Genomic DNA, 19,184 nt, shown 5'->3' on the forward strand with positions numbered 1-19,184 from the left:
CCTCTACTGTGCGTCGCGGCTTGTCGGAGAGACCGGTACATCACTGGCCGGTGCCGCTGGCAACGATGTCGTTGGCCGGTTGGCTGCCGGAGTGATGTTCCCCGTGCTCGATTGTTGTGTTTGTGCTGCTGGCGGCGCTGCCGCTTTCACTGGCTCAATGGCGGGCGTCGCCGGTATTGTTGCCGTTGCTGAACCGGTGGTAACCGGCGGCGGCGTTGGCTTAGCTGCATCCGTTGTCACCACAGGTGCTGCGGGGGTAACTGCCCCTGTTGTCACAGCAGCTGGCGCAGTAATTGCTGGCGTCGTTCCCGCAGAATCAATCTGTTTCAAACTCTCGGCTTTTTCGATATCCAGCGCTTTGTTATCTAAATTCTCATGCTCAATATCATGCTGAGTCTGTTTATTCAGCACCAAGATACTGATGCGGCGGTTAACCGGATCATCAGAGGCTTGCTCTTTTAGCCGCATCGTCGACGCCATGCCCACCACACGTAAAACCTTGCCTTCATCTAAACCACCAGCCAACAATTCACGCCGTGAAGCATTGGCACGATCCGCGGATAATTCCCAGTTACTGTAACCGCGTTCACCCGTGGCATAGGGCAGATCATCGGTGTGACCAGACAGACTGATTTTGTTCGGGATGTCATTCAGGATTGGCGCTATTGCACGTAAAATATCGCGCATATAGGGCTCAACCTGCGCACTCCCCATCTTGAACATCGGCCGGTTTTGACTATCAATAATCTGAATTCTTAGCCCTTCATCCATCATGTTAATCAGTAGATGTGGCCGCAATGCTCTCAGTCTTGGATCTGACTCAATTAATTGATCCAGTTTTTCTCGTAACTTATTGAGCCGATACTCTTCTTTCCGACTCTCTTCGGAGTCAATGTGCTTGCGCACCTCACCCACTTGCTGAGTCGGGTCATCACCGCCCCCGGGGATTGGGCTGGTGCTGGAGCTACTTTTATCACCGCTGGTCAAGGCAACTTTCAACGGGGTCCGAAAATATTCTGCAATCTGCGTAAGCTCTTGCGGACTGGAAACCGACAGCAACCACATCACCAGAAAGAAGGCCATCATTGCCGTCATAAAGTCAGCATAAGCAATTTTCCATGACCCGCCATGATGGGCTGCACCATGTTTGGCTTTGCGCTTTTTGACCAGAATAACGGGGTGGTTCTGATGCTTCATGCGTCCTCTTCTGTCGCTTGCGGTGCCGGAGCTTTCACTCTGCGCACATGCTCTTCCAGCTCAATAAACGATGGGCGTTCAGTGGTATAGAGCGTTTTACGACCAAATTCCACTGCGATTTGCGGCGCATATCCGTTTAGGCTGGAAAGCAGAGTCACCTTGATGCACTGCATCATTTTGGTTGTTTCTGCACTCTGCTGACGTAACAAGGTTGCTAAAGGTGAGATGAACCCATATGCCAGCAAAATACCCAAGAATGTCCCTACCATCGCATGGGCAATTAGTGCCCCAAGCTCTGCCGCAGGCCTGTCCGCGGAAGCCAAAGCATGCACCACCCCCATGACCGCAGCGACGATACCAAACGCGGGTAAAGAATCCCCCACCATGGCCAAACTGCCCGCCGGAACTTCGCATTCTTGCTCGTGAGTTTCGATCTCTTCATCCATCAAAGCTTCGATTTCAAAAGCGTTCATATTCCCACTGACAATTAACCGCAAATAGTCGGTAATAAATTCTACTAATACCTTATCGGCCAAAATCCTTGGATAATTAGAGAAAATTTCGCTTTCCAATGGACTTTCTATATCGCGTTCCAGTGACAGCATTCCCTGTTGGCGGGATTTTGCTAATAAGCGGTAAAGCAGCGCCATTAAGTCCATATATAGGACTTTGTTATATTTAGAGCGGCGCATCAATTTTGGCATTGCCTTCATCGTGGCTTTTATCGCTTTACCATTGTTACCCACAATAAACGCGCCAATACCGGCCCCGCCGATAATTAAGAATTCAGCCGGTTGATATAATGCGCCAAGGTGACCACCAACAATGATGTAGCCGCCAAAAACCGCACCTAAGACCACGATATAACCCAAAATAACTAACACGCGATATCCTTAGCAAAGTGTGTGGGTGGAAGGTGAGGCGTTAGCACCCTTTGAGTCTGCTGGTTGCCATTAACCGGTTACAGGAACGGTATCCATACCGCTGCTGTAACCGAAAATTCTGACAACTCAAAGAAACTCAAACTGCGCGTCTAACCTGCTCATCCAGCAGTTGTGAAGTTATATCGGCAGATTGCGGAGAAAGTTTACGTTTTTTTACTGCGCGGGAAGGTGGCTGGCAGAGACTGCAAACAAAGCTGTTTCGTGGCTGATGCGCATGGGTGATAAAAGTCCCACCACAGCAGTTACAACCAGAGAGTTGCAACATACCACTGTCAACGAATCGAACTAGAGTCCAGGCTCGGGTCAACGCCAGTAATGGCGGGATTCCGGACTGATCAGGGCACTGTTCGAGGTAAAGACGATAAGCCTTAATAACGGCCTCAACACCGGTGCATTGACCACTTTTTAGCAAGAAGCTATAAGCGTTATAAAACATCGATGAATGAATATTTTGTTCCCAAGTCATAAACCAATCGGTCGAAAACGGTAACATTCCCTTCGGCGGTGGACTGCCTCTCAGCTCTTTATAGAGCTTAATTAAACGCCCCCGGCTGAGTTGCGTTTCGCTTTCAAGCATCTGCAAGCGTGCGCCTAAAGTTATCAACTCCATTGCCAAATGAATGTCTTTGGCTTCCTGGACAATACTTTTTTCAACCATCAGTCATGCTCTTTTCTTAGGCGCACTACCGTCTTTTAACGATAGTTCGTGGAGTAAGTGGCTCGACAATAAAATTCCTGTATGGATCTGCTGCAAGTCATCCACACGAGATTCTTTCGTCAGATGATGAATAGTATTGTGGTCACTAAAACGGAAATGACACACCAATTGGTTAGTCTCAGCTAATTTAACCATCTGCGGTAATGTTAACTGTGATAATGCATCGGCCATGGTATCGGTAATACCTAGACGAAACATCGCTGAGGCTTTCTCATCGTTAATTAACCGCTGTGCTAAAAGCAAATATGACAAATTAATATCATAAATATGTTTGAGTAATTCAGACGTACTCATTTTACACATCCCGACTGATTATGTTTTAAAACATAAGTTGGATGATAGTATTCTTCACCCAAGACCTGGGATCCTTCCCGTATACAGTTAATTAGTACCTATAGAACTAAAAGTAATTGAAACCTACTGGTGCTACATTACAAAAATACCGTTTTGGTATGAAATAACATGTCACGGCTCTTGGCAGCTGAAGTTTTATGCTGCTCTGATATTGCACCTGCGCCATGAAACTTTTCTTACAAAATATTAGGATTATTCCTAAAGAGGCCCAACTCTACTCCCGAATCGTTAGCACATACAATGTGACTAGTGATTCATTTTAAATGTAATGTGACATTGATCACAAAAATAAAATATAAAGTCGCTCTAGAACACATTTTTTGATTGATTTTTAACCACCTTGGTGATCAAAAAACAACCAGAAGTCAGAAAAGAGCTAAAAAACTAGTGATATAGGCCCAATTCTTAGTGTTTTTAGATCAATTCGAACAAAAGCATTCCCAAAGTAAAATAGCAGAACATAAATCTGTCTTAACTCGAAATTATCAGTATTAAGGACTGGTATAGGGGTTTATTACTCGGCAATGCTATAAGTTACCCTCCGAAACTATTAGGTTTAAACGAATATTTATGCGGTTGCCAAAAAAGTCATTCTTCGATTATTTATTAACCTATTTGCCTTTTTGCGTTAAAAAGACCGACAACACGTATTAAAAAAGGCAACAGAGGTAACCACATGTTTCATTTTCACTCTCCCGTACACATTTTCATCAGCACATTTTCAACTTTGGTTCATATCCGCATTTTTGCAAGGGACTTGTGACAAAAATGTAAGATAAGTTAATTAATAATGTTTGAAACATAAGTTTCATTACTTATTTCTGTGCCATTCAGTTTAATTAACTTATTGATATAACTTTATTTATCTCCCATCAACAGCCAAGTGTGACTGACATCTCATTTCTTAACGGTGTGATCCCCTAATCTTTAAGCTATAGCGGTGCTTATAGGAGCTTAATTATGGGATACAGGAATGTGCTGGTCGCAGTTGCCCTTTCGCCTGATAGCCAACAATTGGTTAATAAAGCGGTTTCCATCGTTCGGCCCTATAATGGCAAGGTCTCGTTAATTACCCTGACCACAGAGCCCGAAATGTACAGCAGCTATGCGGCACCGATGCTGGGTGATTTGCGCTCGGTGATACAAGAAGAAGCGCAATTATTTATGGCGGAGTTGGCTGCCAATGCTGATTATCCCATTGAGAGCAGGAATATTGCACACGGCGAATTTGCCGACAGCATGGCGTATTTCTGCCAAAAACAGCATGTTGATCTGGTGATATGTGGCAATCATAGTGCAAGTTTGATGAATAAATTCTCTTGCTCCTCTGCCCGATTAATTAATACCAGCATGGTTGATGTGCTCGTTGTCCCCCTTTGATTAACCGCCCTCTTTCCTCTTATGGCGTCTGCTCAGGCTAAAGAGCAACGCCTTTCGCACTATTAGCTGAAACCATCCTGAAGAGCTCTACTATGATTTTCAGCAGTCTCTATCGTCACTCCCCCGATTGACTTCTTACAGGTAAGGGAATCTGATGCCACAAGATAAAATGAATAACCGCCGTATTCTGCTAGCTTCACGTCCGCACGGCACACCAACTGCCGAAAATTTCACACTCGATATTCAGCCTATTCCACAACCCGCAGCGGGTCAGGTGCTGCTGCGCACCCGCTACCTATCTCTCGACCCTTATATGCGTGGTCGGATGAGCGATGCCCCGTCATATGCTCCCCCGGTTGAAGTAGGTGAGGTCATGGTGGGTGGTGCGGTTTCACGGGTCGAAGTTTCAAAACATCCAGACTTTCAAGTCGGCGATTGGATTCTGGCCAGCAGCGGCTGGCAAGATTATTCACTCTCTGATGGCACAGGCATTCGCAATTTGGGGCCACAATTCCCCCACCCTTCACGCGCCCTAGGGGTGCTGGGTATGCCAGGTTTCACCGCTTACATAGGCTTATTGGATATTGGTCAGCCCAAAGCCGGTGAAACGATCGTGGTCGCCGCAGCCAGCGGTGCTGTGGGTTCTGTTGTCGGACAAATCGGTAAGTTGAAGGGGTGTAAAGTCATCGGCGTGGCTGGCGGCGCAGAAAAATGCCGCTATGTGGTCGAAGAATTGGGTTTCGATGCTTGTCTCGACCATCGGGCCACCGATTTTGCGCAACAGCTGGAAAAAGTGTGTACAAAAGGCATTGATATTTATTATGAGAATGTCGGTGGAGCCGTCTTTGACGCGGTATTACCGTTACTCAACCCACGTGCGCGTATCCCAGTGTGTGGCTTAATTGCGCGCTATAACGACACTGAGTTACCTGATGGCCCAGACCGTCTGCCCCTGTTACAAAGCATCATTTTAAGAAAGCGGATTCGGATGCAAGGATTCATTATCTTTGATGATTATGCCCCGCATTTTGGTGATTTCTTGCAGCAAATGACCCCTTGGGTTGAGCAAGGTAAAATCAAGTTTAGGGAAGATCTGGTCGATGGGCTGGAAAATGCGCCACAAGCTTTTATTGGCCTGCTAGAGGGCAAAAACTTCGGCAAGCTGGTGATACGCGTCAGTAACGAATAGTCAGCAATAAAAAGGGTTTCATCATTCCGGGGCCAAATGGCCCCGGATTTGTTATATAAAACAGTATGATTCGAATCGATACAATAGCGGTTAGAACCACTTACCGAAGCGGCGAATATAGAACTGCTTCATCAGTTGCGCAACGACGCAGTAGCTGATTAGCGTGCCGGCCAGCCATGGGAAGTATTGCCATGGTAAGGGTTGCAACCCAACTAGTGTCCCTAATGGTGAGAATGGAATATAAATGCCAATTGCCATGATTACCCCGGTAGTCAATAGCACAGGCAACGCCGCAGTGCTTTGAATAAACGGAATTTTTTGTGTTCGCAGCATATGAACAACTAACGTTTGCGACAGTAAACCTTCAATGAACCAGCCGGACTGGAACAACGCCTGATGTTCAACACTGTTAGCAGCAAATACAAACCACATCAGAGCGAAGGTTGTAATATCAAAAATGGAGGAAGTCGGCCCAATCCATAGCATAAAACGGCCAATGTTCTTCGCATCCCACTTGCGCGGTTTACGCAAAAACTCTTTGTCCATTTTATCCCACGGCAGCGAGAGCTGAGAAATATCATACATCAGGTTTTGCAACAGCAAATGAATGGCGAGCATTGGTAAAAACGGAATAAAAGCACTGGCAACCAAGACGGAGAAGACATTACCGAAATTTGAACTGGCCGTCATATTCAGATACTTGATGATGTTCCCGAAAGTTTCACGTCCTTTAATCACGCCCTCTTCCAACACCATCAAATTCTTTTCTAGCAAAATAATGTCGGCTGACTCTTTAGCAATATCAGTCCCGGTATCAACTGAGATCCCCACATCCGCATCACGTAATGCTGGCGCATCATTGATACCATCACCCAAGAAACCGACGGTATGCCCATTGCTTTGCAGCATTTTCAACACTCGCGACTTCTGCAATGGTGTCAGTTTGGTAAACACGGTGCGCAGTTCCACCTCACGCGCCAGTGTTTCATCATCCATATCCTCAATTGCTCGACCACTGAGAGGCTCACCGGGTTCCAGCCCAACATCGCGACAGATTTTGGCCGTAATAATAGGGTTATCACCGGTTAACACTTTGACGGCAACCCCATTTTCACGTAATGCGGTAATCGCGGCCTCGGCGCTCTCTTTGGGCGGATCAAGGAAGGTCAACAGGCCTTGAACCACTAAATCGCGCTCATCAGCAATGTTTAGAGGTAATTCACTGACTTGGTTACCCAGCTCACGGGTTGCCAGCAGCAAAACACGGAAACCATCTTCATTATATTGGGTGGCGAGCGCCAGTAATGACATGCGACGAGCATCATCCAACGCATAAATCTCATCACCTTCACGTACATGGGTGCAGATGCTGAGCATCTCTTCCACTGCGCCTTTACAGATCAATTGCTGATGCTGTTGCTCATCTTTTACTACAATGGATAAGCGGCGACGGATGAAATCAAACGGCAGCTCATCAACCTTATTGAAACTACGCAAAGCATCAATCTCTGGCTTGCCGCGACTGAATTTGATGACCGCCTGATCCATCAAATTACGCATACCACTTTGGTGAAAACTGTTAAGCCATGCTAACTGTAATACTTTGCTGTCATTACTGCCGCGCGCATCTAAATGGTGCTCAAGAATGATGCGGTCTTGTGTCAACGTCCCGGTTTTATCGGTACACAACACATCCATAGCACCAAAGTTCTGTATTGCATTCAGTCGCTTAACCACAACTTTTCGCCGCGACATCGCTATAGCGCCTTTAGCCAGGTTGGAGCTGACAATCATCGGCAACATTTCAGGCGTCAATCCGACAGCAACCGCCAATGCAAACAGCGCCGCTTCAGACCAATCCCCTTTAGTAAAACCATTAATCAATAATACAATTGGTACCATCACCAACATAAAGCGAATCAATAACCAACTGACACTATTAACCCCACGATCAAAGGCAGTTTGTGCACGATTGCCGACAATCGACTTAGCAAGCGACCCGAAATAAGTATGCCCACCAGTGGCTACAACCACTGCCATTGCTGTCCCGCTGGCAACGTTAGTCCCCATCAGACAGACATTAGACAACTCAAGTAATTCGCTTTCACTGCTGGCATTCGCCTCTACTGACTTTGAAGTAACGGCGCCCATGGCATCATATTTCTCAATGGGTATCGCTTCCCCTGTCAGAATGGCCTGGCTGATAAACAAATCTCTGGATTTAATCAGTCGTAGATCAGCTGGAATCATATCCCCGGCAGATAATAAAATGATATCGCCGGGTACCAGATGCTTAATGGCTATTTCTTTTTTCGCCGGTTGAGCACTGTGGCTGCTACGGCGCAACACCGTTGCCGTGGTGCGCACCATCGACTTCAATGCTTCCGCAGCTTTATTAGTGCGATATTCTTGCCAGAAGCGCAGCAACCCACTGATTAATACCATCGTCACAATAATACTGACGCCAACCAGATCGGTTTCTTCACCATTTTGCAGAGGCAACCAATAATCAGTAAAGAAGCTGATTGCCGCCAAGATCATTAAAACAAAAATAAAAGGGTTATTAAATGCCGATAAGAGTTGGGCCAGTGCTGGCGGAGCTTTCTCATGTGCAACCTGATTAATGCCATATAATTCCAGACGTTCTTGAGCATCTTCCTCAGTCAGCCCGTTCAAGTTTGCATTTAACTTGGATAAAGTTTGGTCCAGGCTATTTTTAGCCTCTAGCGCAATAGTAAAAGGTTTTTTATTATCGCTTCGGCCGGTAGCTGTCTTTTTAAATTTAGTCATAACGCTTCTCTTTTAATTCTAAACGCACAGGACTTATCCGCTCAATTACTGAGAGATAAATGTGCTGAACTATTATTGCGCTGCCAACTTTGTATTTATATTTAATTAGCAGCAGCTAATTGAGTTAACTCCGGGGTGATCGTCCATAACGACTCCTTACTACCACATGGGTTAGCGCTATTTATTACTTTTTAAAATACAGATTAATTCTCTGAATTAATCATGCTAACAAAATTTAGCGTTGCCACAATGTTGCTACGCTAAATAAAGGCTATACCGGTAATTCCGACGCGATGCGCCAGTGAATAGAGCTGACACTGCGCTCTAAACTTACGCGGCAAACAATACTTTCAATTTCTTTTTGTTCTGCTGGTGTCGCCATAATTTCAGCACAGACCTCTAGCTGCCCCGGTCTGGCAATATCGGCGCTGCAAAGTGACTGTAACCGTAACGCCACACCATTTAGCGCCTGCAAAATGAGCGTGCGAACCAAGATTTCATCTTCAGCACCACAAGTGACTTGAATCCGATACCGAACTTCTAAATCGACAGCTTGTTGCTGAGGTTGCATATTGATTCGTTGTGCCGCTTCGCGTAGCAATATATTGGCGCAAAGGATAACCGCCGTTGCAACAACAGCATTCCAATATAGGCCCAGACCACAAAGCACGCCAATCCCGGCGGAACACCACAGTGTGGCAGCCGTATTCAGGCCACGAATATTCATGCCTTCACGCATTATCACACCAGCACCGAGGAAGCCAATTCCGGAAACTACTTGAGCAGCAATACGGCCCGGGCTGTCAGGGGATGTTGCATAAGAGCTAAGAATAAATACCGCAGCACCGGTGGCGACCAATGCATTAGTCCGTAGACCGGCCATACGCTGACGCCATTGTCTTTCCGCGCCAATTAACGCACCCAGACACATCGCCAGTAATAAATTTACGACAAAAGGAGTTAATGCCATGATTCTCTCCATGAATTAATCATTGGTAGAATAATCATGTGCTATTTAGCACACAGGTAATTGTGCTGATATATACCCGAAGGAAATCAGCAATAACCGGTATTAGTGCCTGGAGGAAAGAGTGCGTGGTTGTTAAATACCATAATAAAAACCCGAATTAATACCCTCGATGAAATTCATCGAGTTAAATAATTTATTGGGTGTGCACAGCTCAGGAAATACAGAGAGGGTGCTGCCCGCCATTTTTCGGCAAGCAACAAATCAGTCGGGAGATGAGTTAGCTTGCCTTGCTTATTTGACTACTACTTTGCGTATCCATTAGTTTCTCCACCGAAATTTTCCAAGAGTATAGTTGCGGGTGATAATTATGTAAAGGTTATATTTCTAAACAAAACTTAAACCAACTTCTGCCCAATAAATAATAGGGATAATATAATAATATCTTTTTTTAATAATACTTTATTGCCGCATACGATATTTATCAGTCTCAGGCGAAAAGCTTTCCCACTTGCTACACTGCAAACGTCACGTTATCACTGGAGTTTTTCATGACCACACCACTCACAACAACACTGACACGGCAGTTATGGCAAAGTTTGGGTTATTCCAACCTCCCTGAGGATCAATTAGTGTTTGTTGCAGAGGAACAACTGCCATCAGTATTTCCGGTAACGCCGTTAGCTTGTGCCGCTATTGCCACGGCTGGATTAGCTGTTGCAGCATTACTTGAGGCCAAGCACGGCTTAAAACCCATAGTCACGGTTGATAGCCATTTGGCCTCATTATGGTTTGGATGGTCATTGAAACCGATAAACTGGCAATTACCCTCTGCATGGGATGCCATTGCGGGGGATTATCAGGCCAGTGATGGCTGGATCCGCTTGCACACTAATGTCCCGCGTCACCGCCTGGCCGTCGAACGTGTTCTAGGCACGCATCAGCATAAAAGTGCCGTAGCTGATGCAGTCAGCCAATGGAAAGCTCATGAGCTCGAACAAGCTGTTATTACTGCTGGCGGATGTGCAGCTCAGATGTATTCTCACCAACAATGGCAACAGCATACCCAAGGTGCCAGTGTCACCAGCGAACCCATTTTTGCGGCGGTTTATCATCCAGAAACTGCTGCGCCCGATTGGGATGTATCACTGGCACAGCCACTAGCGGGTATCCGCGTGTTAGATCTCACTCGCATTCTGGCGGGGCCGATAGCCACTCGCTTTCTTGCTGGTTGGGGCGCTGACGTGTTGCGCATCGATCCTTTCTCTTGGGATGAACCCGCCGTCGAACCGGAAGTCACCCTAGGTAAACGTTGCGCACGGTTAAATCTGAATAATCATCATGACCGCCACATCTTTGAACATTTATTGGGTCAGGCCGATGTCATCATCCATGGCTATCGAGCCGGAGCATTAGAGCAGTTGGGTTACGGCCCGGACGAACGGCGCCAGCTATGCCCCGGACTCGTCGATATTTGCCTAAATGCTTATGGCTGGAGCGGCCCGTGGCGTAACAGGCGCGGTTTTGACAGTTTGGTACAAATGAGCTGTGGCATTGCTGATGCTGGGATGAAATGGCAAAAAGCGCCACATCCTATCCCTCTACCTGTACAGGCACTGGATCATGCAACAGGCTATTTAATGGCCGCTGCAGCGGTCCAAGGACTGGTTCAGCGACTGACACAAAATAGAGGTTACAGCGCCCGACTATCTCTGGCTCGTACCGCCGAGATATTGCTTGATGCTCCTTATCATACCGACGACATTAGTTTAAAAGCTATTTGCGCAACGGCTGATGATTATCAACCGCAACCCGAAATGACCTACTGGGGTCCGGCGTTACGCTTGCACGCACCAATATCATTATCAAGCACACAGTGTCATTGGAGGCTGCCTGCCTCACCTCTCGGAAAAGCAACAGCCCAGTGGCTGTAACCCCCTTGCCCTAGCCTGTGCAACTGTGTACAGCGCTGGGGAAGCCCTCTATCAAGTCATTGACACAATTACAGAAATGTAATGTATCTTTAGTTCAAATTGCGATCACGGTCTCATTTATAGCTCTAACTATTTTAGGGCCTTTGCCGATAGGTTCTTAAAGGACTGTGAAAATTATTTCAATTATAGGGGTGGATTAACTTTAAGTAGCGATGCCTATATCCGGAGTCACTGGTGTTGCCATTCGTCAGTCAACAGCACGGTAGCATCAAGTCAGGATATATCAGGCAAGGACCTTTCCTCGAGCGACTATAGAAACGGAACTAACAATGAAACGTGGAAGTACGCATAACCCATCGGATATAAAAATAGCGCCAGAACATAATAAAGATACGAAAGTATTATTTGTTAATAATATGCGTCTGGTCACTCTGTTTATTGCCATTTTGGCGGGAATACTGCTGTTATTTGCAGCGGCAATTGGTACCTCTGGCTACTTTTTAAAACAAAGTAATCAATCGCTGGAAGAAGCGACTCAAGAACTGGATATCCGTCTGGGCCTGTCTAACAGCTCGAACCACCTGCGTACAGCACGCCTTATTTTGATTCAAGCGGCATCATCGGCACGTATCGGTGATACTCAAGGTTATCAACAAGGTCTGAAAAATGCAGAAAGTCTTATTTCACAATCTCAGCAAATGTTTAACCTCTACTATAACCGTCCTATTAAATCCGAAACCGACACAGCCTTAGATGCACCACTAAAAAAAGCTTATGAAGAGTATCGCGACGACGGAATGAAACTCATGCTGGCCGCGACCAAAGAGGGGCATTTTGAAGAAGTCATCTCGCTAGAAGCAGAAAAACTCAATCAGTTAGATGACGCCTACAATGAGCCACTGTTAAAAGCAGTTAAATATCGTACTGAGCGTGCTAATCAAATCAATCTGGCAGCTCAACAAGAAGCACGCCTGGGTTACATTCTGATGGGGGGAGCCTTTATTCTCGCCTTGCTGCTGACAGTCATTGCTTTCTTGGTGATCAGCAAAGTGATTATCAAGCCGATTAACTGGCTGGTAGAGCGGATCCAGCGTATTGCTCAAGGTGATTTAACCCAGAGTTCAGTTTCGTTTGGCCGCAATGAAATCGGTGTACTAGGCAACAACATTCAGCAAATGCAGGATTCACTATCCTCAACTGTTGAAGCCGTTCGCAGCAGCGCCGAATCTATCTATCAAGGCTCCAGTGAAATTGCATTGGGCAATACTGACCTTTCCGCCCGAACCGAGCAACAAGCGGCGTCACTTGAGCAAACAGCCGCCAGCATGGAGCAACTTACCGCCACAGTGAAGCAGAATGCGGAAAATGCACACCATGCCAGCCAACTGGCGGCTAACGCATCAGGAAAAGCGGCTCAAGGTGGTGATATCGTTAACGATGTTGTCAGCACCATGGATAAAATATCTCTCAGCTCAATGAAAATTGCTGAAATCACCAATGTCATTAACAGCATTGCATTCCAAACCAATATCCTAGCATTAAATGCAGCCGTTGAGGCTGCCCGCGCGGGTGAGCAAGGCCGTGGGTTTGCCGTGGTGGCCAGTGAGGTTCGTAATCTGGCGCAGCGTAGTGCTGATGCTGCCAAAGAAATTGAGTCATTAATTGAAGCTTCAGTTGATCTTATTGGCGATGGCTCAATTCTTGTGTCCGATGCAGGTAAGACTATGAAAGAGATAGTCACTGCTGTCACCCATGTAACTGATATTATGGGTGAAATTGCATCGGCATCTGATGAGCAAAGCCGCGGTATTAGTCAGGTGGCGCAAGCCGTGTCCGAAATGGACAACGTGACACAGCAGAACGCCTCTTTAGTACAGGAAGCCTCCGCAGCGGCAGCATCTCTGGAGCAACAAGCTGAAGTATTGACTCAAGCGGTCGCGGTATTCCATTTGAAGGGACGCAACTCATCCACGGCGCTTAAAAACCCAGCACCGATGTCGACAGCCCAGAATAAAACCAGCACCAATAAAAAGTCAGGTGATGACTCATTGAATTGGGAAACCTTCTAAGTTATCACTAGCAATAATTCAGCCGAGCTATGATTTATAAAAATAGATAACAAAACCGGAGGCAAGGTATCCACCTTCCTCCGGTTTTTTATTACTGCTCGATAACCACCCAGCAGCTAAAAGGGTCAAGAACACTACTTATGCAGTGGCTCAACAAAGGTGCCATCATGGCTGTCAATTTCATTAAAGAACCAGACGCCCGCAGGATAATCCTCTAGCGAAACTAAGTACATGACGCCCTCGCTAAACTGTTCCACCTCTAAAACAACCCCTTCACGTCGTGGGCCGCCATCGGTTTTTACTGTCACCCGATCATTCACTTTCATGATATTACCTTTGGTTAAATCAATGTTGCTAGTGTAGTACAGAATCAGGTGAGAATGATAAGGTTTACGCGCACTCAACGGTATGCTTTTGATGATAATATTGAAGGGAAATATTCACGCAGAGGATTAGTTAGGTAAATCAGCGAATCGATGTAGAGGGAGTGTTAATTGATTGGATTTTGCTTTGCACTAGAAAGTAAAAAACCCGCCTTAGCGGGTTTTTTTATAATCAGCCAAAGGCCAATTAGATTGCAGTTACGTTTGCTGCAGACGGACCTTTAGCACCGTTCTCGATAGAGAACTGTACGTTCTGGCCTTCAGCCAGGGTCTTGAAACCTTGATCTTGGATTGCAGAGAAGTGAACGAACACGTCTTTGCTGCCATCAGCTGGAGTGATGAAACCGAAGCCTTTAGACTCGTTGAACCACTTTACTTGACCTTTCATCATGTTAGACATGTGTATTTCCTTTATTAAAAAATTTTGCCACCATGGGCGTGTTATAGCCGGTTATCAGTCGTTACTTATGGAGGCACTATGAAGGAAATTCGTCAGTGAAGAGCTATCAACGATAACGCTTTAAATATGAACCACTTTACTCAAGATGTCGTGCATAAATAGGTCTGTACCACAGGCCGAGACGCATTAACTCATGACCGGCTTTTAATAGCAACTCTTTTTAGCAGGCAAACTACAGATTCTTGTTTGTATGACTAAAATAAAGCCAAAAAAGCTATTTATTATACTCTTGAAGCTTTGTTTTACACATAATAATCACCAGAATTATTATTAATAGGTGGCGGCACCGCAGCGCTTTTAGTCTCAACAGAGTAAAAATATCTTCAACAGCCTATTTTCATCATCTTTGCGGGGAGCGGCTGAAAGTTTATCTATTGAATTTGCTATAATAAGCAGCCATCTATACCTGAGAGGAATACATGAAAGCCAAGTCTGCCACTTTAGATGATGTTGCGCGCCAGGCTGGTGTTTCATATCAAACTGTATCTCGCGTTCTAAACCAGGCACCGCATGTTTCGCCAAAAACTCGCCATAAGGTGGAGTTAGCGATGACTGAGTTGAACTACGTCCCTAACCGGGTTGCTCAGCAGCTTGCGGGAAAGCATAGCCTAACACTAGGACTAGCCACCACCGACCTCTCCTTGCATGCTCCTTCACAGATAGCGGCGGCTATTAAACGAAAGGCCCGTGAATTGGGATATAACGTCGTTATTGCTATGATTGATGACCATAGTGAACATGCCTGTCAACAAGCCATCAATGAGCTATTGGCTCAACGGGTTGATGGCATTCTAGTTAATGTCCCTTTAAAACCGAAGCGCAGCCAGAAGATTGCCCAGCAATGCGCTGATACCCCAGTACTTTTTCTTGATGTAGACCCGCAATCTGCCGCGTTTAGTGTTTTATTCGATCCTAAATTAGGGGCAATTCAGGGGGCTGAGCACCTGATTGCATTAGGCCACCAACAAATTGTATTTATCTGCGGGCCGAAAGACGCGATTTCTGCCCAATTACGTTATCAGGGATGGTTACAAGCGCTCAGTACCGCCTCATTAGTTCCGCAAGCGGTCTATTATGGAGAATGGAACGCTCGAAGTGGTTATCAGGCAGCACAGAAACTCCTTACCAGCAATATCCCCTTTAGCGCCATTTTAGTTGCTAACGACCAAATGGCACTGGGAGTGCTACGCGCCCTGCATGAGCACAATATCGATGTGCCAAGTCGAGTTTCGGTGATTGGTTATGATGACACCGACGACAGCGCCTACTTTCATCCCCCACTGACGACGATCAGACAAAATTTTAAATTATTAGGTGAAGAAAGTGTTTCTCGCCTAATTGTCAGACTGCACCACACCATTGAGCCTCTTTCTGAGTCTTTGCTGTTGGCCACCGAACTGACGATACGCCAAACAACTGCCATATTTAATCCTAAAGCGCGTGAAAGTGAATAAATGCGATCACTCTCGACTATTTAACCCGCCGCTGTTTACTTTACTTTCTGCTGAATCCATCTTGACTGCATCGAAATTGTGAGCGCATAACATTTATTTTTATCGCTGACTAAAACAAGAAAATACTCACCAAATATGAGGCTGATACCATGACGTCACTGCAAAAGGCTCAACAGCAAGTGAAACCAACCCTATCGCAGATTCTGTCTCGCCGGGATTGGGAAAACCCGCAGGTGACGCAGTATCATCGTCTCGAAGCACACCCGCCTTTTCACAGTTGGCGTGATATTGACGCTGCTAAAAGCGACACCGACTCGCCACAACGGCGGCTACTCAATGGGCAATGGGCATTTAGCTACTTTACTCAGCCCGAATTAGTCCCCGATGATTGGGTTGAGCATGATTTACCTGAGGCAACATCACTGCCAGTACCCGCCAACTGGCAGCTCCATGGTTTCGACACACCTATTTATACCAATGTGCAATATCCCATCCCTGTCGATCCCCCTCGTGTACCGCAGGAAAACCCAACTGGCTGCTATTCAAGTTATTTTACTTTAGAACCTCACTGGCTATCCTCAGGACAAACCCGCATTATTTTTGATGGGGTAAATTCTGCATTTTATCTGTGGTGTAACGGTCAATGGGTGGGATATTCGCAAGACAGCCGCTTGCCTGCGGAATTTGATCTCACGCCTTATTTACAGACAGGCGATAACCGTATTGCGGTATTGGTGTTGCGTTGGAGTGATGGTAGTTATTTGGAAGATCAGGATATGTGGCGGATGAGCGGCATTTTCCGCGATGTCAGTTTACTGCACAAGCCTGATATTCATTTGCGAGATATTCATATTGCAACTCACCTATCTCCCGAATTCAGTTCAGCTAACTTAGAGGTGATAGCGGCGATTAATATCCCACTGCTTGATATTAATAATCTGCAAATCACCGAGGCCTACCAAGTCCGTGTTCAGCTTTTCCTCGCTGATACTTTGGTCGCAGATTTACAGCAACCCCTTGGTACACAGGCGATTGATGAACGGGGCAATTATACGGATCGTACCCACTTAAACCTTCGGGTAACTTCTCCATTATTATGGAGCGCGGAACAACCAACGCTGTATCGTGCTGTCGTTTCTCTACTCAATAGTGAACAGAAACTTATCGAGGCCGAGGCCTATGATGTTGGTTTTCGGCAAGTTGCAGTTCATCAAGGGCAGCTCAAGGTAAACGGCAAAGCAGTGCTGATTCGTGGCGTTAACCGCCATGAACATCATCCACAAACCGGTCAAGCCATTGATGAAGAAAGTATGTTGCAAGACATCATTCTGATGAAGCAACATAATTTTAATGCTGTACGTTGCTCGCACTATCCCAATCACCCGTTGTGGTATCGGCTGTGCGACCGCTATGGACTGTATGTTGTTGATGAAGCCAATATTGAGACCCATGGAATGCAGCCGATGGGGCGACTAGCCGATGACCCACAGTGGTTTTCTGCTTTCAGCGAACGAGTTACCCGCATGGTTCAGCGTGACCGTAATCATGCTTGTATTATCATCTGGTCGTTAGGTAATGAGTCGGGCCACGGAGCTACCCATGATGCCCTCTATCGCTGGATAAAATCCAATGACCCCACCCGGCCAGTCCAATATGAAGGCGGTGGTGCAAATACTGCTGCAACCGATATTGTTTGCCCAATGTATGCCCGAGTGGATGAAGACCAACCGTTTCCTGCCGTACCTAAATGGTCAATAAAGAAATGGATTGGTTTACCAGATGAATCTCGCCCATTGATTTTGTGTGAGTATGCCCACGCGATGGGAAATAGTTTTGGTGGTTTTGCCCGTTATTGGCAAGCATTCCGTGAGCATCCTCGACTACAAGGGGGCTTTGTTTGGGATTGGGTAGACCAGAGCCTGATTCGTAATGATGAAAATAACCAACCTTATTGGGCTTATGGCGGTGACTTTGGCGATACTCCAAATGATCGCCAATTCTGTATGAATGGGCTGGTTTTTCCAGACCGTACTCCTCATCCAAGCTTATATGAAGCACAATGTGCTCAGCAATTTTTCCAGTTCTCATTACTAAGCACCACTCCGCTAGTAATAAGCATAACCAGCGAATATCTGTTCCGAAACAGTGACAACGAACAGCTCTATTGGCGAATAGAGTCAGAGGGGAAATTAGTTCTGGAAGGAAATTTTGAGCTAAATTTATCCCCCGAGAGCACACAGCATTACACTCTGGCTGAACAACTACCGACCATCGATAAATCAGGGAATCTATGGCTGAACGTTGAAGTCAGACAAACGAAAGCAACATCTTGGTCGTCAAATAATCATCGCTGCGCCTGGCATCAGTGGCGTTTACCTCAGGCACTCTCTTTCACTCGTCACTCCCAAGCTAAAGTTGCCACACCGAGTCATCTCCAACTACAACAAGATGCACACCATATTATGGTGGTCCATCAGCAACAGCGCTGGCAGTTCAGTCGGCAAACTGGATTATTAGAACAGTGGTGGGTAGGCGAAAAAGCCATGTTGTTGGCCCCGTTACGAGATCAATTTGTCCGCGCCCCTTTAGATAACGATATCGGTATTAGTGAGGCAACTCGTATTGATCCCAACGCCTGGGTTGAGCGCTGGAAAAAAGCTGGGATGTATCAATTAGAGCAGCACTGTTTATCGCTACAGGCCGATAAATTATCTCACTCAATACAGATTAGCGCGGAGTATGGCTACAAATTTGCCGATGAACAGCTATTGCATTCACATTGGCTATACCACTTTGATCAGCATGGTCGAATGACTATTGATGTCCGGGTTCAAATCGCTACATTACTCCCCTCCCCGGCAAGAATTGGTATGTGCTGCCAATTATCCGATGTCGCCGAAAATGTTGACTGGCTAGGCTTAGGACCGCACGAGAACTACCCTGATCGCCAGCTCTCTGCACAATTTGGACATTGGCAACAATCTCTCAGTCAAATGCATACTCCCTATATATTCCCAAGTGAAAATGGTCTGCGCTGCAATACCCGCAACCTGAATTACGGAAACTGGCAATTAACTGGACAGTTCCATTTTGGTATCAGCCGTTATAGCACGCAGCAGTTAATGACGACTAACCATCAACACTTGCTTAAACCAGAGCCGGGCACTTGGCTGAATATTGATGGTTTTCATATGGGAGTGGGCGGCGATGACTCCTGGAGCCCTAGCGTCCATACCGATCATTTACTGACCAATGAAGTTTATCAGTATAAGGTCCGTTGGCAGTACAAAGTTCAGTAATCAGATGGTATAAAGTCCGGTTTTTATTGGGGTGAAGTAAATTCAG

14 protein-coding genes are annotated in these 19,184 nt (G+C 46.1%); 6 read left to right on the forward strand and 8 right to left on the reverse strand.

What is annotated here, in order from left to right; translation table 11 throughout:
• Nucleotides 1-3 precede the first annotated feature (3 nt).
• From motB to flhD, 4 genes are all read right to left on the reverse strand, one after another.
• Nucleotides 4-1,197 carry a flagellar motor protein MotB gene (gene motB, locus FTA96_RS07405; RefSeq protein ID WP_050151320.1) on the reverse strand — a complete coding sequence of 398 codons (1,194 nt, stop codon included), beginning with the start codon at nucleotides 1,195-1,197 and terminating at the stop codon, nucleotides 4-6.
• Nucleotides 1,194-2,081: a flagellar motor stator protein MotA gene (motA, locus tag FTA96_RS07410; protein WP_004708125.1), complete on the reverse strand. Its 888-nt coding sequence runs from the start codon at nucleotides 2,079-2,081 to the stop codon at nucleotides 1,194-1,196. The genes motB and motA overlap by 4 nt, the downstream gene beginning before the upstream one ends.
• Nucleotides 2,082-2,217: 136 nt before the next feature.
• Entirely contained in the window at nucleotides 2,218-2,799 is a 582-nt protein-coding gene (gene flhC / locus FTA96_RS07415) for a flagellar transcriptional regulator FlhC (RefSeq protein ID WP_005164496.1), read from the reverse strand.
• 3 nt (nucleotides 2,800-2,802) lie between these two features.
• A complete protein-coding gene (flhD, locus tag FTA96_RS07420) occupies nucleotides 2,803-3,153 on the reverse strand; it encodes a flagellar transcriptional regulator FlhD (protein WP_032910768.1) in 351 nt (116 codons plus the stop codon).
• A 1,020-nt stretch (nucleotides 3,154-4,173) separates the two neighbouring features.
• Between flhD and uspC the strand changes: the two genes are divergently transcribed.
• Both uspC and FTA96_RS07430 read left to right on the forward strand, forming a co-directional pair.
• On the forward strand, nucleotides 4,174-4,593 hold the full coding sequence (gene uspC, locus FTA96_RS07425) for a universal stress protein UspC (RefSeq protein ID WP_050106705.1): 420 nt from the start codon (nucleotides 4,174-4,176) through the stop codon (nucleotides 4,591-4,593).
• A 154-nt stretch (nucleotides 4,594-4,747) separates the two neighbouring features.
• On the forward strand, nucleotides 4,748-5,782 hold the full coding sequence (locus FTA96_RS07430; RefSeq protein ID WP_145529763.1) for an NADP-dependent oxidoreductase: 1,035 nt from the start codon (nucleotides 4,748-4,750) through the stop codon (nucleotides 5,780-5,782).
• A gap of 90 nt (nucleotides 5,783-5,872) precedes the next feature.
• Here FTA96_RS07430 and mgtA read toward each other — a convergent pair whose 3' ends face one another.
• Complete coding sequence (gene mgtA / locus FTA96_RS07435; RefSeq protein WP_050151322.1) at nucleotides 5,873-8,572, reverse strand: magnesium-translocating P-type ATPase; 2,700 nt, start codon at nucleotides 8,570-8,572, stop codon at nucleotides 5,873-5,875.
• A gap of 271 nt (nucleotides 8,573-8,843) precedes the next feature.
• The gene (locus tag FTA96_RS07440) at nucleotides 8,844-9,542 is read right to left on the reverse strand and encodes an MgtC family protein (RefSeq protein ID WP_050106708.1); all 699 of its coding nucleotides are present in this window, start codon (nucleotides 9,540-9,542) and stop codon (nucleotides 8,844-8,846) included.
• Nucleotides 9,543-10,090: 548 nt separating this feature from the next.
• On the opposite strand from FTA96_RS07440, the gene FTA96_RS07445 reads away from it, so the two are divergent.
• Entirely contained in the window at nucleotides 10,091-11,473 is a 1,383-nt protein-coding gene (locus tag FTA96_RS07445; protein ID WP_050106709.1) for a CoA transferase, read from the forward strand.
• Between the two features lie 329 nt (nucleotides 11,474-11,802).
• Nucleotides 11,803-13,542 carry a methyl-accepting chemotaxis protein gene (locus tag FTA96_RS07450; protein ID WP_050106710.1) on the forward strand — a complete coding sequence of 580 codons (1,740 nt, stop codon included), beginning with the start codon at nucleotides 11,803-11,805 and terminating at the stop codon, nucleotides 13,540-13,542.
• Between the two features lie 134 nt (nucleotides 13,543-13,676).
• Here the strand turns inward: FTA96_RS07450 and dsrB are convergent, their stop codons facing one another.
• Together dsrB and cspE are read right to left on the reverse strand one after the other, a co-directional pair.
• Nucleotides 13,677-13,868 (reverse strand): protein DsrB, encoded by a 192-nt coding sequence (gene dsrB, locus FTA96_RS07455; RefSeq protein WP_004701013.1) that lies wholly within the window; start codon nucleotides 13,866-13,868, stop codon nucleotides 13,677-13,679.
• Nucleotides 13,869-14,112: 244 nt separating this feature from the next.
• Nucleotides 14,113-14,325 (reverse strand): transcription antiterminator/RNA stability regulator CspE, encoded by a 213-nt coding sequence (gene cspE / locus FTA96_RS07460; RefSeq protein ID WP_002210893.1) that lies wholly within the window; start codon nucleotides 14,323-14,325, stop codon nucleotides 14,113-14,115.
• A gap of 479 nt (nucleotides 14,326-14,804) precedes the next feature.
• Here cspE and FTA96_RS07465 point away from each other — a divergent pair, with 479 nt between their 5' ends.
• The gene (locus tag FTA96_RS07465; protein ID WP_145573506.1) at nucleotides 14,805-15,839 is read left to right on the forward strand and encodes a LacI family DNA-binding transcriptional regulator; all 1,035 of its coding nucleotides are present in this window, start codon (nucleotides 14,805-14,807) and stop codon (nucleotides 15,837-15,839) included.
• 149 nt (nucleotides 15,840-15,988) lie between these two features.
• Nucleotides 15,989-19,138: a beta-galactosidase gene (locus FTA96_RS07470; RefSeq protein WP_145573509.1), complete on the forward strand. Its 3,150-nt coding sequence runs from the start codon at nucleotides 15,989-15,991 to the stop codon at nucleotides 19,136-19,138.
• Nucleotides 19,139-19,184 lie beyond the last annotated feature (46 nt).

Origin of the sequence: Yersinia alsatica (assembly GCF_902170305.1) — a bacterium.
In the GTDB taxonomy this organism is placed as follows: domain Bacteria; phylum Pseudomonadota; class Gammaproteobacteria; order Enterobacterales; family Enterobacteriaceae; genus Yersinia; species Yersinia alsatica.

Coding starts and splice junctions, on each gene's coding strand:
- motB (WP_050151320.1), bottom strand. CDS start 1,197: ATGAAGCATCAGAACCACCCCGTTATTCTGGTCAAAAAGCGCAAAGCC.
- flhC (WP_005164496.1), bottom strand. CDS start 2,799: ATGGTTGAAAAAAGTATTGTCCAGGAAGCCAAAGACATTCATTTGGCA.
- flhD (WP_032910768.1), bottom strand. CDS start 3,153: ATGAGTACGTCTGAATTACTCAAACATATTTATGATATTAATTTGTCA.
- uspC (WP_050106705.1), top strand. CDS start 4,174: ATGGGATACAGGAATGTGCTGGTCGCAGTTGCCCTTTCGCCTGATAGC.
- FTA96_RS07430 (WP_145529763.1), top strand. CDS start 4,748: ATGCCACAAGATAAAATGAATAACCGCCGTATTCTGCTAGCTTCACGT.
- mgtA (WP_050151322.1), bottom strand. CDS start 8,572: ATGACTAAATTTAAAAAGACAGCTACCGGCCGAAGCGATAATAAAAAA.
- FTA96_RS07440 (WP_050106708.1), bottom strand. CDS start 9,542: ATGGCATTAACTCCTTTTGTCGTAAATTTATTACTGGCGATGTGTCTG.
- FTA96_RS07445 (WP_050106709.1), top strand. CDS start 10,091: ATGACCACACCACTCACAACAACACTGACACGGCAGTTATGGCAAAGT.
- FTA96_RS07450 (WP_050106710.1), top strand. CDS start 11,803: ATGAAACGTGGAAGTACGCATAACCCATCGGATATAAAAATAGCGCCA.
- dsrB (WP_004701013.1), bottom strand. CDS start 13,868: ATGAAAGTGAATGATCGGGTGACAGTAAAAACCGATGGCGGCCCACGA.
- cspE (WP_002210893.1), bottom strand. CDS start 14,325: ATGTCTAACATGATGAAAGGTCAAGTAAAGTGGTTCAACGAGTCTAAA.
- FTA96_RS07465 (WP_145573506.1), top strand. CDS start 14,805: ATGAAAGCCAAGTCTGCCACTTTAGATGATGTTGCGCGCCAGGCTGGT.
- FTA96_RS07470 (WP_145573509.1), top strand. CDS start 15,989: ATGACGTCACTGCAAAAGGCTCAACAGCAAGTGAAACCAACCCTATCG.